Origin of the sequence: Enterococcus sp. DIV1307a, assembly GCF_050537425.1 — a bacterium.
Lineage (GTDB): Bacteria > Bacillota > Bacilli > Lactobacillales > Enterococcaceae > Enterococcus > Enterococcus faecalis.
In genome coordinates this window covers 2,668,854-2,685,113 of sequence record NZ_CP172914.1, presented here as the reverse complement: position 1 = coordinate 2,685,113, position 16,260 = coordinate 2,668,854, and the positions used below count along the sequence as shown (strand labels likewise).

General features: G+C 39.9%; 20 protein-coding genes. 12 read left to right on the top strand and 8 right to left on the bottom strand.

What is annotated here, in order from left to right; genetic code table 11:
- Positions 1 to 13 precede the first annotated feature (13 nt).
- The gene (locus IGL90_RS13115) at positions 14 to 505 is read right to left on the bottom strand and encodes a PTS system mannose/fructose/N-acetylgalactosamine-transporter subunit IIB (RefSeq protein WP_002354800.1); all 492 of its coding nucleotides are present in this window, start codon (positions 503 to 505) and stop codon (positions 14 to 16) included.
- A gap of 12 nt (positions 506 to 517) precedes the next feature.
- Positions 518 to 937, bottom strand: a complete 420-nt coding sequence (locus IGL90_RS13110; protein WP_002354802.1) for a PTS sugar transporter subunit IIA — start codon at positions 935 to 937, stop codon at positions 518 to 520.
- 257 nt (positions 938 to 1,194) lie between these two features.
- Here IGL90_RS13110 and IGL90_RS13105 point away from each other — a divergent pair, with 257 nt between their 5' ends.
- From IGL90_RS13105 to IGL90_RS13095, 3 genes are all read left to right on the top strand, one after another.
- Positions 1,195 to 2,130: an ABC transporter ATP-binding protein gene (locus IGL90_RS13105; RefSeq protein WP_002354809.1), complete on the top strand. Its 936-nt coding sequence runs from the start codon at positions 1,195 to 1,197 to the stop codon at positions 2,128 to 2,130.
- Positions 2,123 to 2,893 carry an ABC transporter permease gene (locus tag IGL90_RS13100; RefSeq protein ID WP_002354811.1) on the top strand — a complete coding sequence of 257 codons (771 nt, stop codon included), beginning with the start codon at positions 2,123 to 2,125 and terminating at the stop codon, positions 2,891 to 2,893. The genes IGL90_RS13105 and IGL90_RS13100 overlap by 8 nt, the downstream gene beginning before the upstream one ends.
- Positions 2,894 to 3,080: 187 nt before the next feature.
- The gene (locus tag IGL90_RS13095) at positions 3,081 to 4,055 is read left to right on the top strand and encodes a tRNA dihydrouridine synthase (protein ID WP_002413934.1); all 975 of its coding nucleotides are present in this window, start codon (positions 3,081 to 3,083) and stop codon (positions 4,053 to 4,055) included.
- 57 nt (positions 4,056 to 4,112) lie between these two features.
- On the opposite strand, the gene IGL90_RS13090 is transcribed toward IGL90_RS13095, so the two are convergent.
- The 5 genes from IGL90_RS13090 to rpsN all read right to left on the bottom strand — a co-directional run bounded on the left by IGL90_RS13090 (position 4,113) and on the right by rpsN (position 7,345).
- Complete coding sequence (locus tag IGL90_RS13090; RefSeq protein WP_048736888.1) at positions 4,113 to 5,648, bottom strand: zinc ABC transporter substrate-binding protein AdcA; 1,536 nt, start codon at positions 5,646 to 5,648, stop codon at positions 4,113 to 4,115.
- Positions 5,649 to 5,668: 20 nt separating this feature from the next.
- Positions 5,669 to 5,791 carry a putative metal homeostasis protein gene (locus IGL90_RS13085; protein ID WP_002383181.1) on the bottom strand — a complete coding sequence of 41 codons (123 nt, stop codon included), beginning with the start codon at positions 5,789 to 5,791 and terminating at the stop codon, positions 5,669 to 5,671.
- 34 nt (positions 5,792 to 5,825) lie between these two features.
- Positions 5,826 to 6,800 carry a CobW family GTP-binding protein gene (locus tag IGL90_RS13080; protein WP_010776196.1) on the bottom strand — a complete coding sequence of 325 codons (975 nt, stop codon included), beginning with the start codon at positions 6,798 to 6,800 and terminating at the stop codon, positions 5,826 to 5,828.
- Positions 6,801 to 6,815: 15 nt separating this feature from the next.
- On the bottom strand, positions 6,816 to 6,965 hold the full coding sequence (gene rpmG / locus IGL90_RS13075; RefSeq protein WP_002354818.1) for a 50S ribosomal protein L33: 150 nt from the start codon (positions 6,963 to 6,965) through the stop codon (positions 6,816 to 6,818).
- A gap of 110 nt (positions 6,966 to 7,075) precedes the next feature.
- Entirely contained in the window at positions 7,076 to 7,345 is a 270-nt protein-coding gene (gene rpsN / locus IGL90_RS13070) for a 30S ribosomal protein S14 (protein ID WP_002354822.1), read from the bottom strand.
- A gap of 200 nt (positions 7,346 to 7,545) precedes the next feature.
- Between rpsN and IGL90_RS13065 the strand changes: the two genes are divergently transcribed.
- The 8 genes from IGL90_RS13065 (at position 7,546) to lrgB (ending at position 14,347) form a co-directional block, all read left to right on the top strand.
- Complete coding sequence (locus IGL90_RS13065; protein ID WP_002394733.1) at positions 7,546 to 7,944, top strand: OsmC family protein; 399 nt, start codon at positions 7,546 to 7,548, stop codon at positions 7,942 to 7,944.
- Positions 7,945 to 8,305: 361 nt separating this feature from the next.
- Entirely contained in the window at positions 8,306 to 9,028 is a 723-nt protein-coding gene (locus IGL90_RS13060; RefSeq protein ID WP_048736891.1) for an ATP-binding cassette domain-containing protein, read from the top strand.
- On the top strand, positions 9,025 to 9,696 hold the full coding sequence (locus tag IGL90_RS13055) for a methionine ABC transporter permease (protein ID WP_010778019.1): 672 nt from the start codon (positions 9,025 to 9,027) through the stop codon (positions 9,694 to 9,696). The genes IGL90_RS13060 and IGL90_RS13055 overlap by 4 nt, the downstream gene beginning before the upstream one ends.
- Before the next feature lie 12 nt (positions 9,697 to 9,708).
- On the top strand, positions 9,709 to 10,527 hold the full coding sequence (locus IGL90_RS13050; RefSeq protein ID WP_002354826.1) for a MetQ/NlpA family ABC transporter substrate-binding protein: 819 nt from the start codon (positions 9,709 to 9,711) through the stop codon (positions 10,525 to 10,527).
- Between the two features lie 90 nt (positions 10,528 to 10,617).
- Positions 10,618 to 12,387: a sensor histidine kinase gene (locus tag IGL90_RS13045; protein WP_002367484.1), complete on the top strand. Its 1,770-nt coding sequence runs from the start codon at positions 10,618 to 10,620 to the stop codon at positions 12,385 to 12,387.
- Positions 12,368 to 13,096 carry a LytR/AlgR family response regulator transcription factor gene (locus IGL90_RS13040; RefSeq protein ID WP_002367483.1) on the top strand — a complete coding sequence of 243 codons (729 nt, stop codon included), beginning with the start codon at positions 12,368 to 12,370 and terminating at the stop codon, positions 13,094 to 13,096. Before IGL90_RS13045 ends, IGL90_RS13040 begins: the two co-directional genes overlap by 20 nt.
- Before the next feature lie 151 nt (positions 13,097 to 13,247).
- Positions 13,248 to 13,667: an antiholin-like murein hydrolase modulator LrgA gene (gene lrgA, locus IGL90_RS13035; RefSeq protein ID WP_002354829.1), complete on the top strand. Its 420-nt coding sequence runs from the start codon at positions 13,248 to 13,250 to the stop codon at positions 13,665 to 13,667.
- The gene (gene lrgB, locus IGL90_RS13030; protein WP_430604657.1) at positions 13,664 to 14,347 is read left to right on the top strand and encodes an antiholin-like protein LrgB; all 684 of its coding nucleotides are present in this window, start codon (positions 13,664 to 13,666) and stop codon (positions 14,345 to 14,347) included. The genes lrgA and lrgB overlap by 4 nt, the downstream gene beginning before the upstream one ends.
- 188 nt (positions 14,348 to 14,535) lie before the next feature.
- On the opposite strand, the gene IGL90_RS13025 is transcribed toward lrgB, so the two are convergent.
- On the bottom strand, positions 14,536 to 15,081 hold the full coding sequence (locus tag IGL90_RS13025; RefSeq protein WP_010778018.1) for a cysteine hydrolase family protein: 546 nt from the start codon (positions 15,079 to 15,081) through the stop codon (positions 14,536 to 14,538).
- Positions 15,082 to 15,246: 165 nt separating this feature from the next.
- Between IGL90_RS13025 and IGL90_RS13020 the strand changes: the two genes are divergently transcribed.
- Entirely contained in the window at positions 15,247 to 16,260 is a 1,014-nt protein-coding gene (locus tag IGL90_RS13020; RefSeq protein ID WP_002370135.1) for an alpha/beta hydrolase, read from the top strand.

Below are 16,260 nucleotides of genomic sequence, written 5' to 3'. Positions count from 1 at the left end.
TCATTTCCTCCTTTTAATTGACGGCTTGTTTTAGACTTAATTTTGAGTTGGTTGGCAGGACTTGGTTATAGCTTTCCACGTGAGTCAAACTGGCTAATTCTTTGGCAGCTTCTAACTCTTCAGGGTTTAATTGGACACTTGGGAAAACCATTGTTTTGGTGGCTGGATCTGATTTATCAAAGCGGCCAGCATTGGCAACATTCACACTTTCAATATCTGTCACGTTTTTCGCAATTTTAGTAGCATCCGCTACACTGTTCACAATTACAAAAATTCGTTTGTCTTTACCACGAGGATCATTGAAGACATCAATCGCATCATCGACTGAGCGAATTAATAGTTTCATGCCATTAGGGACAGCCATTTTTAACGTCATTTGCATTACTTCGTTTTTGGCTGCTTCATCATTCGCTACAACTAATAAGGGGGCATTCAATTCTTTGGTCCAAACTACGGCTACTTGGCCGTGAATTAATCTGTCGTCTACTCGTACTTGTGTAATCATTTTAATTTCCTCCTAAAAAAAGTTTTCTTCTTCATTTGATGGGTTTAATTCAACGAATTGAATTTGTGCTTCAGCAATTGCTGCTTGAATATCTTCTTTGGTTAGCTTTTCGCCTTCTTTTAAGAAAATCAGCGACAAGGCAATGGCTAAGTTGGCATTGGAAATGATAAAAACATTGTCTGGTTTTGTCGTCATGACTTCTTGAACAATTTTTTGATTGACACTACCACCATATAAATCTGTTAAAATAATAGCTTGTTCTTCTGCGCCAAGGGACTGAAGAAACGTTTGAATAATTGGCGTGTAGTCCTCAGGAGTCACATAGGCATTGATGACCGCCAGCTCTTTTCCTTTGTCTGCGAGAATATCCAAGGAACTTTGGAAGCCTTTCGCTAAGTTTCCATGACTAGCAATTAAAAATTTTCTTTTCATTCTTTTCACCTCACTTTTATATAAAGCAAGTTCTGTGCCAAAAAAAGAGAACTCTAAATCCTTGATTTGAAAAGGTTTTGACGCTCTTGAAACTGTTTAAACAGTTTCAAGTCAAAATAAACACGTTAATCGTTGGCTAGTTTATTGTTGAAAAATAGCTAAGCAAAACTGTGAAATTTAATCAAAATAACCCCCGTTTTTATCGAGAAGTGTTACAATAATATTCATGAATATTTATACATTAAGGAGAGTTACGAATGACTGATGCTCTTGTGATACAAGATTTACGCAAAGTGTACGCTTCAGGTGTTGAAGCGTTGCGGGGGATTGATTTAACAGTCGAAGAAGGCGATTTTTATGCTCTTTTGGGACCGAATGGCGCAGGAAAATCAACGACGATTGGGATTGTGACCTCGTTAGTTAATAAGACTTCGGGGAAAGTCAAAATTTTTGGGTATGATTTAGATACGGAGATGGTGCGGGCGAAGCAACAGATTGGGTTAGTGCCGCAGGAGTTTAACTTCAATCCGTTTGAAACGGTCCAGCAGATTGTGGTTAATCAAGCGGGCTATTATGGGGTGTCTCGTAAAGAAGCCATGAAACGGAGTGAAAAGTATTTAAAACAATCCAATTTATGGGAAAAACGGAACGAGCGGGCTCGGATGCTTTCTGGCGGAATGAAACGTCGCTTGATGATTGCTCGTGCGCTGATGCATGAGCCGAAGTTATTGATTTTAGATGAACCAACTGCAGGTGTCGATATTGAATTGCGCCGTGAAATGTGGGCCTTTTTACAAGAGTTAAATGCGCAGGGAACCACGATCATTTTGACGACCCATTACTTAGAAGAAGCTGAGATGTTGTGTCGCAACATTGGGATTATTCAGTCTGGTGAATTGATTGAAAACACCAGCATGAAGCACTTGTTAGCAAAATTACAATTCGAAACGTTTATTTTTGATTTGGCACCTTATACGCAGGCGCCAGTTATTGAAGGCTATCAAAGCGTATTTGAGGACGAGTTAACGTTAGCGGTGGAAGTAGAACGAAACCAAGGAGTCAATCACTTGTTTGAACAGCTAAGTCAACAAGGAATCAAAGTATTGTCAATGCGGAATAAGTCCAACCGTTTGGAAGAGCTCTTCTTGAAGATTACCGAGGATACGTACCAAAGGGAGGATCAACATGTTTAGTCTGTATTTTACTGCTTTAAAAAGTTTAGCTGTGAAGGAAACCAACCGTTATTTACGGATTTGGGTCCAAACACTGGTACCGCCAGTGATTACGACGTCCTTATATTTTGTGATTTTTGGGAAAATGATTGGCGGGCGAATTGGCGACATGGGCGGTTTTTCTTATATGGAATTTATCGTGCCAGGTTTAATTATGATGTCAGCCATTACAAGCTCGTACGCCAATGTTTCATCTTCCTTTTTCTCACAAAAATTCCAGAAAAATATCGAAGAAATTCTCGTGGCGCCAGTTCCAACTCATGTGATTATTTGGGGATTTGTGATTGGTGGCGTTGGTCGTAGTATTTTGGTCGGTGCGTTAGTCACCATCATTTCTCTATTTTTCGTCCCATTGCACGTTGTTTCTTGGCTGATGGTCATCATGACTTTATTGATGACAGCGATTCTCTTTTCTTTAGCTGGTTTGTTAAATGGTATTTTTGCGCAATCCTATGATGATGTATCGATTGTGCCGACCTTTGTGTTACAGCCTTTAACCTATTTGGGTGGGGTTTTCTATGCCATTTCCATGTTGCCGCCATTTTGGCAAGCTGTCTCAAAAGTTAATCCGATTGTTTACATGATTTCTGGGTTCCGCTACGGTTTCCTAGGGGTTCAAGATGTGCCAATTGGTATTTCTATGACCATTTTAATCTTATTTATTGTCGTTTTATATGGCATTTGTTGGTACCTTGTAGAAACAGGGCGTGGCTTACGTAGTTAAGCCGTAAAAAGATTAAACTGTCTGAATCACTCATTCTAGCGAGCAGATTCAGACAGTTTTCTTGTTTCTAAGTATGCCTTTTTTGATTCTTCGTGCATTTCCCTGTATAATAGCAATGTTTCGCACCAGAATATGTCGACAATTGTCGTTGAAAATAAAGAAAAAATCAGAAACGGAGTATATGAAGATGAGCAAGAATTTTTGGGCAACATTGCCAAAGCCCTTTTTTGTTTTAGCACCGATGGAAGACGTCACTGATGTGGTCTTTCGTCATGTCGTGAAAGAAGCTGGAGCACCAGATGTGTTTTTTACAGAGTTTACTAATTCAGATAGTTATTGTCATCCTGAAGGAAAAGACAGTGTGCGCGGGCGCCTCGTTTTTACAGAAGATGAACAGCCGATGGTGGCACATATTTGGGGGGATAAACCGGAATTTTTCCGTGAAATGAGTATCGGCGTAGCGGAGATGGGCTTTCAAGGATTAGACATAAATATGGGCTGTCCTGTGCCCAACGTGGCTGAGCGTGGAAAAGGCAGCGGGCTGATTTTGCGCCCAGAAGTCGCGGCTGAATTGATTGACGCCGCCAAAGCAGGTGGCTTACCTGTTAGTGTCAAAACACGCATTGGGTTTACTGAAATGGCGGAAATGGAGGCATGGATCACGCATTTATTAGAGCAAGACATTGCGAATCTATCCATTCATTTGCGAACACGAAAAGAGATGAGCAAAGTGGATGCTCATTGGGAGGTCATTCCGCAAATTATGGCTATTCGGGACCGTGTCGCACCGCAAACGACAATTACGATTAATGGGGATATTCCCGATCGTCAAAAGGGCCTAGAATTAGCAGAACAATATGGTGTAGATGGCATCATGATTGGCCGGGGGATTTTTAAAAATCCTTATGCCTTTGAAAAAGAACCCAAAACGCATACGCCACAAGAATTGCTGGGCTTGCTACGTTTACAATTGGATTTGCAAGACAAGTATGCAGAATTGGTGCCTCGCTCCATCGTTGGGCTGCATCGCTTCTTCAAAATTTATGTCAAAGGCTTTCCAGGTGCCAGTGATTTAAGAGCACAATTAATGAATACAAAATCAACGGATGAAGTGCGCCAGTTGTTAGCGACGTTTGAAGCAGAACATGGTGTGCTTGACTAAATAAAAAAAGAGAGGAGGTAGCATTTTAGCTAATGCTACCTCCTCTCTTTTGAATGTTTAATGCGCAATCATTTCTTGGGCAATTTCTTGTTTGCTTAAGTCGCTTGGATAATACGTTGGCCAGTTGTCCATTTCATTGAACAGACTTTCTTGGCTATCGCCGCCGAAGAAGATGTGGAAATGAGCGGCTTTCGTTGGTGCAATGTTGTGGTCGCTAAATTGGACGTATTTAAACCGCCCAGCATTGGCATCGTCTGTTTCAAAAAGGAAACGGACGCCACGGTTGCCTTTTGCATAGTTTAAAATTTTATAACCGGCTGCTTTATAGGTGAATTTTTGTGGTTTGCCATTGACCAGAAATTCAATGGTGGAATCAGTGATGTTGATGTGGTCGACATCGGTTTGATAGCCGGCATCATAGTAGGTTTTGTATTCGGCTGGTGTTTTATCTTTTTTCAGTTTCGCTTTGTAATCGAAGACTTGGTCTAATGTGCCATCTTTTAATAAAGGATAGACGGATTGCCAATTTCCAGCGTAATCTGTCAGTGTTCTCTCAGCCACCTCACTGTCTTTGAAATAGCCGTTAGCCACGGTTTTTTCTGTTTTTTCAGAGGTTTCTGGCTGAACCTCTTTCCCAGCTGTATCTGTTGTTTTTTTCAAAGCAGTTAAGTTTTCTTTCATTACAGAAAGATAATCTTCGCCATTGTCCATTTGTTTTTGTGTCAAACTTTCTAGCGGGTTTAGGACTTCCAATTGAACATTCGCTTCGTCAGCTAACGTTTTAGCAATTTTATCGTTGGCATTTTTTTCAAAATAAATATAGCGAATTTGATTGTCTGTGACATATTTTTTCAACTCTGCCAAACGCCCTGCAGTTGGCTCTTGTTCAGGTGTTAAACCAGCTATTGGCACTTGTTTTAAGCCGTAATCTAAGGCAAGATAACCAAATGCAGCATGTTGGGTAACAAAACTTTTTTGCTTAGCGTCTTTCAAAGCTGTTTGGAACTCTTTGTCTAAGGCTGTTAATTTTGTTAAGTATTTTTCTGCGTTTGTTTCAAATGTTTTGGCTTTTTTAGGGTAAAGTTTGACTAATTGTTCTTTGATGTTTGTGACTTCTTGGATGGCACGATGGGGCGAAACCCAAGTATGTGGATCTAATTCATGGTGGTGGCCTTCTTCGCCATGTTCGTGGTCATGGTCGTGTCCGTCTTCGTCACTGCCAGGAAGTAAGACCATGTTTTCGGTACCTTTAATGACGTTCGGGGCTCCTTTTTTCCAGCCTCTAGCAGCTTTTGGTACCCAAGATTCCATATTTTCATTGTGGTAAACGAAAACATCCGCATCATGGATGGTAGCCATATCTTTGGCGGATGGTTCATAATCGTGGGGTTCAGAACCAGCAGGGATTAACAATTTGACGTCTCCTTCATCGCCTACAATATTTTTAGTGAAATCGTACATAGGATAAAAAGTCGTGACAATGGATAGTTTTTCTTTACCGTCAGCGGTTTTATCAGAGGTGTTTGTTTTGCCGCAAGCGCCGAAAAGGATTAGCGATAAGGCGGCTAACAGGGGAAGAGTAAATTTTTTCATAGGTGTGCTCCTTTAGTGAATTACGCAATTTTCTTTTGTTTATTGCGCTTATGTTCTTTAATGATTTTAAGTGCGCGTTTTCGTGTTTTGATGTTGGGACTTTTCAGTCGACGATAAGCGCTAGATAAGTCAGTTTTTTCCATTATATATAGGACCTCCATTTCGTAAAAAATTAATTTACGGAGTAGCTATTTTGTTGAGGGTTTGAAAGGTTTCTTGGATTTTTTTTGTCTCTAATTCTTTGCCAATCAGAACAATTGTCGTTTCTTGAGGGGGTTGATTCGTCATTTGAAAGGCCACTTGCTGGTTGACGCCTTGCATGGCAATGGCCAAGTCATGCTCCTGTAAGGCGAGAATCCCTTTGAAACGGTATAACTTTTCCTGATGTGTATACATTAACCAATCAAGCCAACGAGTGAAAAGAGGTTCGTTGAGGGCTGAGGACGCCGTTAACGTAAGGGAGTGAAAGGTATGGTGATGATGCTCGTGGGCGTGCTCATGCGGGGAATGAGTCATTTCGTGTTCTGTAAGTGTTGCCGTAAACTTATTTAATTGAAAAAAGTCACTAGCCAAAAGAGGCTCGTTGGCTTGAAAGGATAAAATATCAGCAAAAGGATTAATGGTACGAAGGGTTTCTTGGAACGTTGGTAGCTGAGTGCTGTCTGCTGGTTCCTTGACAGAAAAAAAGAGGCGATCTGCTAAGGCCAGTTGTTTGATGGCTTCGGTTTCTTGAAGTTGCTGTTGCCAATGATGCCCATCAACGACCGTTAAGAGACTGTCTATATAGAAATGATTTTTGATGTGCGGGGTCGTTAAAATTGTTTGAATGATTGGTTGCGGATCAGCAATGCCCGTTGTTTCTAAAATAACTTGGGCAATGGGTTGTTGTTCTTCTTGGTACACTTCTAAGATTGCTGATAAAGAGGCAAGAAGATCTCCTCGTAAGCTGCAACACATGCAACCATTATTTAATTGAATAATTCGTTCCGTGGTTTGTAAAAGTAATGCGTGGTCAACGCCTGTTTGACCAAATTCATTTTCAATAATAATAATTTCTTCTTTAGGAAACGGTGACTGCGCAAGCGCATGGTTAATTAAGGTTGTTTTTCCTGCGCCTAAAAAGCCAGAAACAATGGTGATTGGAATGCCCATCAAGTTTTCCTCCTGTTATTTGACTTCAGTGAAAAGTGCGCGGCGCCGTAGTTTTGGTGAATATTTTTTCAGCTGTAATTTTTCTGGTGTATTTCGTTTGTTTTTACTTGTTAAGTAAAGGCGCTCGCCAGTTTCAGCGCAAGCTAACGTAATGGTTTGGCGCATAGTACCGTCCTCCAATTTGATTTTTTTAATTGCGTATAAAAGATAAAGGGGGCTGCGAGGTCAGCCCAAATGCGACTGTCCTCGCTAGTTGTCTTTATCGAAATAATGAGTTACCAGCTTGCTTTTTTGACGCCAGGAATCAAGCCTTGGTGAGCCAATTCACGGAAACGAATCCGAGACATGCCAAATTTACGCATGTAGCCACGTGGGCGCCCATCTGTTTGATCGCGGAGTTTTAAGCGACTTGGATGAGCATCTTTTGGCAATTTGCTAAGACCTTCATAATCGCCAGCTTCTTTTAAGGCTTGGCGAATAGGCGCATATTTTGCAATCATTGCTTGTTGTTTTTTTGCTTTAGCAATTTTTGATTTTTTAGCCATAAGGCACTTCCTTTCTTTTTGGATTTATAAAATCTAAATCGTAATGGTTACGATTTGAACGGAAGTATATTATCAGGTGTTGCGTTGTTTGTCAAGTGAGAATTTCGTTTTTTTTAGGACTTGCTAAGTTGAGAAGTTAGAAATGTTTGTTTTAGCGCTGTTTTGTAGTATCTTTTAAGAAAGAGTAAAAAGGAGTGAAGATGGCAATGGTAGAACGTTTGACGATTATTCGTGGTGTGGAAAAATTTGAATTACAAACGAAAACAGCGCGCTGGGTGTTAGCAAAAGAAGAGGGATATTCGCCAGTTCAAATGCTCGTTTCGGCAATTGGCGCTTGTGGGGGGTACGTGTATCAATCCGTTTTGGAAAATTCGCACATTCCCTTTGAGTTTGAAAAAATAGAAGTCACGTATTCAAGAGAAGTAGAGAGACGCGCACAACCATTAAAACAGGTGACGATTCTCTTTTATGTGTCTGTTCCAGAAGCCTTTCAAGCACGGGCGACACGGTGTTTGAAACTTGTCTCCCCAAACTGTCCAGTGATTCAATCATTGGCTGAAAGAATTACTGTCGAAGAAACAGTTGTATTTAAAAAGTAAACTATTAGAGACATTATCGTTACGAGCGCTTTTCCCATTTTGGATGCCTCGTTTCTGAGAATGTCTTTTTTTAGAGGAGCGTGGGGAAATAGCTGTAGAAACAGGAAATTTTTAATTCATTTGTACAAAATAATACAGACAAAAAACAGATAGTGTTTTTTTCACAAATAAAAAGGTTGCTTTTTTTTCTGTTTTAGTAGATGATGTAAGTAGTTACATCTCTGATATAACGCTGTTTTGCGAAACGTGTGTTATTTTTTAATTCGTAATAGTTTTTTTAAATCGTTTCACAGAATTACTTTAATTGTTATACAGTTTTTTTAGTTGTTATAGTTTGTTTGTCGGCCTTTAGGAGGTAATCATGATTGAGTTAGTGAATGTGACGAAAGTCTATCAAGAGACACACGCGTTAAAAAATATTCACTTTTCTGTCCAACCAGGAGAAATCGTTGGGATTGTTGGGAAAAGTGGCTCTGGCAAGTCCACGTTGTTACGTTTGTTGAATTTAATGGAACAACCGAGTGAAGGGGAGATTCGTATTGATGGCAGAAATGTTCAAACCTTCTCTAAAAAAGAAGTTCGCCAGCAGCAACAACAAATGGGGATGGTGTTTCAACATTACAATTTGTTAGAAAATTTGAAAATTTATGATAATGTTGCGTTGCCTTTGAAACTTTTAAAAGAGAAACAGCCTGAAAAAATTGAGCGTTTATTAACGTTTGTTGATATGGCCCATAAGGCAGAAGCGTATCCTGCTCTGCTTTCTGGTGGGGAAAAACAGCGTGTCTCTATTGCTCGAGCGTTGAGCCGTAATCCAAAATGGTTATTATGTGACGAGGCAACGAGTTCATTAGATGAAGAAAATACAGAAAGTGTCGTTCGACTATTACATAAGACGCATCAGGAATTCCGACCGACTATTTTCTTTGTCAGTCACGAATTAGAAACCGTGAAGCGCTTATGTAATCGTATCTTAGTGATGGAAAAAGGTCAGTTAATTGGCGAATTTCTGAATAATCCTCAACAATATGAGGAAGAACCGCTTTCCTATTTAGAAAAAGTGGAAAGGAGTTTGCGCCCATGACTTTTTCAGAAACCTTTGTCGAATATTGGCCATCTATGCTGATTGGTTTAAAAGAAACAGGGATTATGATGTCGATTTCGATGGCTATCTGTTTGCTTGTTGGCTTGCCTTTAGGCTTAGGACTATTTTTGGCTAATCCGAAAGTCAAAGGACATCAACCTTGGCTATACTGGGTTTTAAATTTCATTGTAACTGTTATTCGTTCGTTTCCTTATTTATTATTTGTGATTGCGTTGATTCCAGTTACTCGTTCTGTTTTAGGAAAGGCATTTGGCCCAATTCCTTCATCTGTGCCATTGAGTATTGTTGCGATCGCGATTTTTGCTCGCTTGGTTGAACAAGTGCTGTTGGATGTTCCAGGAGAAATTTATTTTTTAGCTAATTCGTTAGGTACCTCGAAAGTCCAATACATTTGGCACTTTTTATTGGTGGAAGCACGTAGCGGATTGGTCCTTGCTTACACAACCACGACAGTGAGTATGGTTTCATATTCCACGGTGATGGGTGTTGTTGGTGGCGGCGGGATTGGCGATTTTGCAGTTCGTGTCGGGTATCAACGGTATGAATACGGTATTATGTATGTTGCCATTGTGATTATGATTGCACTGGTCTTCATTTTACAAATGCTTGGGAACTTCATTGCCCAAAAACTAGACAAAAGAAAGTAGGAGGACAAAAGAATGAAGAAGTTTTATTTAGCAACATTCGCTGTTATTGCAACAGTCATTTTAGCTGCCTGTGGGGGAAATAAACAAGCAGATCAGAAAGAAGACAAGGAGATTACCGTTGCCGTGCAATTGGAATCTTCAAAAGATATCTTGGAAATTGCCAAGAAAGAAGCTGAGAAAAAAGGGTACAAAATTAACATTATGGAAGTGAGCGACAATGTTGCCTACAACGATGCCGTGCAACATGACGAAGCGGATGCTAATTTTGCGCAACATCAACCTTTCATGGAAATGTTTAACAAAGAGAAAAAAGCTGATTTAGTGGCTGTTCAACCGATTTATTATTTTGCTGGTGGTTTCTATTCAAAAGAATACCAAGATGCGAAAGATTTACCTGAAAATGCCAAAGTGGGGATTCCTAGCGATCCAACCAATGAAGGTCGTGCTTTAGCAATTTTAAATGCAAACGGCGTGATTAAATTAAAAGAAGGTGTCGGCTTTAACGGCACGGTGGCAGATGTCGTGGAAAATCCTAAAAACATCACTTTTGAAAGCATTGATTTACTGAATTTAGCTAAAGCCTATGATGAAAAAGACATCGCTATGGTGTTCTGCTACCCAGCCTACTTAGAACCTGCTGGTTTAACAACGAAAGATGCGATTTTGTTAGAAGATGAAGAAGCAAGTAAACATTACGCATTGCAAGTTGTGACACGTAAAGGCGAAAAAGATAGTGAAAAAATCAAGGTTTTAAAAGAAGCGATGACAACAAAAGAAGTTGCTGAATACATCAAGAAAAATTCTAAAGGCGCCAATATTCCTGCGTTTTAATGAATAGAAAAAATGAAGCCTCTTTTTGAGAAGCTTCATTTTTTTCTTTTCCTTGATTTATAGTATAGTTAATAGGAAGGAGGTGCCGGTGTGGTCGAATTATTTATTTTAATGATGGAACGGGTGGGCTTAATTATTTTACTGGCCTTTCTTTTAGTGAATGTGCCTTATTTTAAGCGTGTTTTATTAAGTCGTGAAAAAATGTCTTCAAAAGTTCAGTTGATTTTGATTTTTGGTTTATTTGCTATTATTTCTAATTTTACAGGTATCGAAATCGCTAAGAATCAGATTGTTCCCAATAATTTACTAACCTATTTAAGCAGCAATGCTTCCATTGCGAATACGCGTACGTTAGTAATTGGCGTTTCTGGATTAGTGGGTGGTCCGATTGTCGGCAGTACGGTTGGTTTAATTGCTGGCTTTCATCGGGTTATTCAAGGCGGGGGGCATAGTTTCTTTTATGTGCCTGCTTCTTTAATTGTTGGCTTAATTGCTGGTTTTTTAGGGAGCCGCATGGCAAAGCAAACTGTTTTTCCGTCTGCCGGCTTTTCTGCCATTGTCGGAGCGTGTATGGAAATGATTCAGATGATTTTTATTTTCTTTTTCAGCGGTGATCTAGCGGATGGGGCTACGTTGGTTCGTTTTATTGCGCTGCCGATGATTTTGTTAAATAGCGTAGGAACGTTTATTTTTATGTCGATTCTAACGACGACATTGAAACAAGAAGAGCAGGCCAAAGCGGTTCAGACGCACGATGTTTTGGAATTAGCAGCGGAAACACTGCCATATTTTCGAGAAGGCCTCAATAAAAATTCCAGCAAAAAAGTTGCGGAGATTATTAAGCATTATACAAAAGTCAGTGCGATTAGCATGACAAACAGTCATCAAATTTTAGCTCATGTTGGCGCAGGAAGCGATCATCATATTCCAGAGCTAGAAGTCATTACGGAGCTTTCTCGGGAAGTGTTACGGACGGGCCAAATGACCATCGCGCATGCCAAAGAAGAAGTTGGTTGTTCGGACCCTAATTGTCCGTTGCAAGCGGCGATTGTGATTCCATTATTTTCCCATCAGCAAATTGTTGGCACCTTAAAAATGTACTTTACGGATCCAGCGCAGTTAACGCATGTCGAGGAACAGTTAGCAGAAGGTCTTGGGACAATTTTTTCTTCACAAATTGAATTAGGTGAAGCGGAAGTACAATCAAAATTACTTAAAGAAGCTGAAATTAAATCCTTGCAAGCGCAAGTGAACCCGCATTTCTTCTTTAATGCCATCAATACTATTTCCGCATTAATGCGGAAAGACAGTGAAAAAGCGCGGAAACTATTGCTCCAATTAAGTAAATACTTTCGAGGCAACTTGCAGGGAGCCGTGCAAACTACGATCCCAGTTTCACAAGAACTAGAACAAGTAAAAGCCTATTTGTCATTAGAACAAGCACGGTTTCCGAATCGTTATCAAGTAACATTTGACGTGGAAGAAGCGGTTGCTTCAGAAAAAGTACCGCCGTATGCGATTCAGGTGTTAGTGGAAAATACCATCAAGCATGCATTTGGCAGCCGGAAGGAGAACAATCAAGTCCGGGTAGTGGTCAAAGCAAAACAACACAAATTACATGTGGATGTGTATGACAATGGGCAAGGGATTCCTGAAGAACGCCGCTTGCTATTAGGAAAGACAACAGTGACTTCGGAAAAAGGCACCGGCACGGCACTGGAAAACTTGTCCCGCAGAATGGCGAACCTTTATGGATCAGAAGGTTGTTTTTTAATTGAAAATTTAGAAACAGGCGGGAGCCATGTTCATTTAGAAATCCCGATGGAACAGGAGGAATTAGATGCACGTATTAATCGTTGATGATGAGCCCTTAGCACGAGAAGAATTGAGCTATCTTGTTTCCCAACATCCGCAAGTGACGAGCGTTGCAGAAGCGGATTCTGTGGCGGAGGCAATGGAAGAGATGATGGATCAAAAGCCAGATTTGTTATTTTTAGATATTCATTTGACCGATGAAAGCGGGTTTGATTTAGCGGAAAAATTAACCCATCTTAAAAAAGCGCCCTACTTGGTCTTTGCAACCGCCTATGATCAATATGCGTTAAAGGCCTTTCAAGTGAATGCAAAAGATTATATTTTGAAACCTTTTGAAGAAGAAAAAATAACACAAGTCATTGAAAAAGCATCGAAAGAAATGGGTCAAGCTGTCCCAGAAAACACTGCCGAAAAAGGACCAAAATCTGAAGCAATACCTATTCAAGGGGAAGACCGCATTTATCTTGTGGCGCCAGAAGATATTTACCTCGTTTCTGTCGAAGAACGGCAACTGAGCATTTTTGTGGATCAACAGGTCTACAAGATGACAGGGACCCTCAACAGTATCGAACAAAAATTACCTGCCACGCTCTTTATTAAAACGCATCGAAGTTTCATCTTGAATCGAACAAAAATTCAAGAAATCCAGCCGTGGTTTAATAACACGTTGCAAGTAATTTTAACCAACGGCTCAAAAGTACCTGTTAGCCGTTCATACGTCAAAGAATTTAAAGAAAAACTTGGCTTAAGTTAAAAAATCACCACTTGAAATGTCGAATGCATTTCAAGTGGTGATTTTTGCATTTGGTGAAGAAATTCTGGCATTTCATGAAAAAAAGCCCTTAAAAAAACGTTTTCTTTATATACTTAACCCATAGAAAACAGACAAAAGGGAGCGAAGAAGCATGGAAAAGAAAGTATATTCATTTTTACAACAAGCAGCAGTTTTTGCCATTATTATGTTAATCGCCAACGGCTTGGCGTTCATTTCCCCAATACCAATGCCTGCTTCAGTAATTGGCATGGTGTTATTGTTCATTGGTTTATGTACAAAAGTTGTTAAATTGGAGCAAGTGGAAGGGCTAGGTAATAGCTTATCAACGGTTATTACATTTTTATTTGTTCCTTCAGGGATTTCCTTAGTTAATTCTTTAGGGATTATGCAACAATTTGGCGTTCAAATTGTTTTTGTTATTTTAGTAGCAACATTAGCGTTACTAGCAACGACTGGTTGGACGGGCGCCTTTTTATTGCATATGAAAGATGCTCGAAAAGAAAAAGAACCCGCAGCAACGAAGAAAGCGAAAGGAGAGGTTCGCGCATGAATCCGTATGTTGGCATTATTATTTCATTAGCTGTATTTGGCATAGGTACTTGGTTGTTTAAAAAAAGTAAAGGTTTCTTCTTATTTACGCCATTATTCGTTGCGATGATTTTAGGCGTTGTCGTTTTAAAAGTAACAGGAATTAGTTACGAGCAATACAATGAAGGTGGCAAATATATCAGCTTCTTTCTAGAGACTGCGACAGTAGCGTTTGCGATTCCTTTATATAAAAAGAGAGACGTGTTGAAAAAATATTGGTTAGAAATTTTAACGGCGTTAACAATTGGTTCTTTTGGTTCGCTAGTGGCTGTTTATTTTGCAGGAAAAGTGATTGGCATGGATAATCATTTAGTGGCCTCAATCTTACCACAAGCAGCTACAACAGCGATTGCCGTACCTATTTCTCAAACTGTTGGTGGCATTGCTTCCATTACGGCGTTTACTGTAATCTTCAATGGTGTACTAACCTATGCCTTGGGCCGAATTGCATTGAAATGGTTTAAAATTAACAATCCAATCGCCAAAGGTTTAGCTTTAGGTGCGGCCGGACATGCCCTAGGTGTGGCAGTTGGCATGGAAATGGGCGAAACAGAGGCTGCTATGGCTAGTATTTCTGTCGTAGTGGTTGGCGTAGTTACTGTTTTAGTAGTTCCTTTCTTTGCAACGGTCATTGGTCTATAAAAAAGTGGGCTTCCCCACTCTTTTATGAGTAGCTAATTTCTATCAGCTAGCAGACTCTGCTTATTCTGTTCCCGCCGTTTATCAATTTTTAAGCCTGGGACAAAAATCCAAAGTGATTTTTGTCCCAGGCTTTTTTGTGTTGTTTACACGATTTTTTGAGTATAGATAGGTCGGATTGACCAGTCTTTTTATAGAATGGTTGCTCCTAAAGTTTGTTTAAAGTGGCGTAACGCCCATTCGTGTCCTTGTTCATCAAAACTAGCAACGGCATGCTCGGGAATCATTAATTGATAGCCTAAATTATAGGCATCAACAGCCGTATGCAACACGCAAATATCTGTACAAACACCAGTTAAACAAAGCTCTGTAATTCCTCGTTCTCGTAACCGAATGTCCAAATCCGTGCCACTAAAAGCAGAATAGTGCCGTTTGTCCAGCCAATAAACGGTTGCCTCATTTTTGTGAGCTTGATAAAAATCAGCTAGCGAGCCAAACAGATTACGCCCGTCAGTTCCTAAGACATTGTGGGGCGGGAAAAGTTTATTTTCAGGATGATAGCGATCTAGGGGGTCATGCCCATCAATGGCAAAAACCACAAAATCGCCATTGTCAAAATAGTGCTTTGTTTGTTGAACAAGGGCCGTTTCAATGGCTTGTCCAGCGGCACCAGTGGTTAGTTTTCCGTCTGTGGCGACAAAATCATTCGTATAATCAATGGAAATCAGAGCTTTCATTTGGCAACCTCCTAAAGGTTAAAGTCATTTTGTTCATTTTACAGCTTTTAAGAAAGCATTTCAAATGATAAAAGTACATCAAATTCTAAAAAAGCTGTTTCAAAATAAACGCTTTGGCTAAAAAACATGCTATAATTTTGCTACAAATTAAAGCAGGTGAATAGAGTGAAAAGAAAAATCGTACGTTTTATCCTTTGGTTGTTAGGAATCCTTGTGGTTATTTGCTTAGGCGTGTTTCTCGCCTTTCAATTATCTCCTAAGCCAGGCGCTTGGGTCATCAACCAGTTATTCGCAGGCGAAGTTGAAATAAAAGATTCAGCTTCCTATGATAAAGCATTACCCAATGTCCAATTGCAAGAAAATCAAACATACCCTTCTTCAAGAAAAAAGAATACCTTTGATTTGTATTATCCCCAAACGTCAAAACAAGCGGTACCAGTCGTTTTATGGGTCCATGGTGGTGGCTATGTGGGAGGAGATAAGTCTGGGATGAAAGAGTTTGCGACACGTTTAGTGGCTGATTCCTCAGTTGCCTTTATTTCAATGAATTATGAATTAGCACCAGACGCACCTTATCCAAGCCAGCTCCAGCAGGTCAATGAACTTGTTCAATTTTTATTAGAAAAGAAACAAGCGTATCCCATGTTAGATTTATCTAAGCTTTTTATTGGCGGGGACAGTGCGGGTGCACAGATTGCTCTACAATATGCAACAGTTCAAACCAATGCCAACTATGCCAAAGAATTAGGGATGACTGCAGCGTTGCCGGCTAGCCATTTAAAAGGCACACTCTCGTATTGTGGTCCGGTGGATTTGAAACAAATGGCCAACCAACAAAGTGATAATCGTTTTATGAAATTTTTCGTTAAAACAGTGGCTTGGTCCTTGCTCGGCACTAAAGACTGGCAGACGAGTGCAGAACTGCAAGAAGTGAGTTTAGTGGATAAAGTCACCAAAGAATTTCCCCCGACGTATCTAACAGATGGCAATAGTTTTTCATTCCAAGAGCAAGGACTAGCCTTGGTTCAGCGGTTAAAAACTTTAAATGTTCCAGTTTCAGCTCTCTTTTTCAAAGATAAGAAAGCAACGATCACCCACGAATATCAATTCGACTATCAAACAAAAGAAGCTAAACAATGTTACCAAGAAACAGTCCAGTTTGTGAATACGTATAAATAA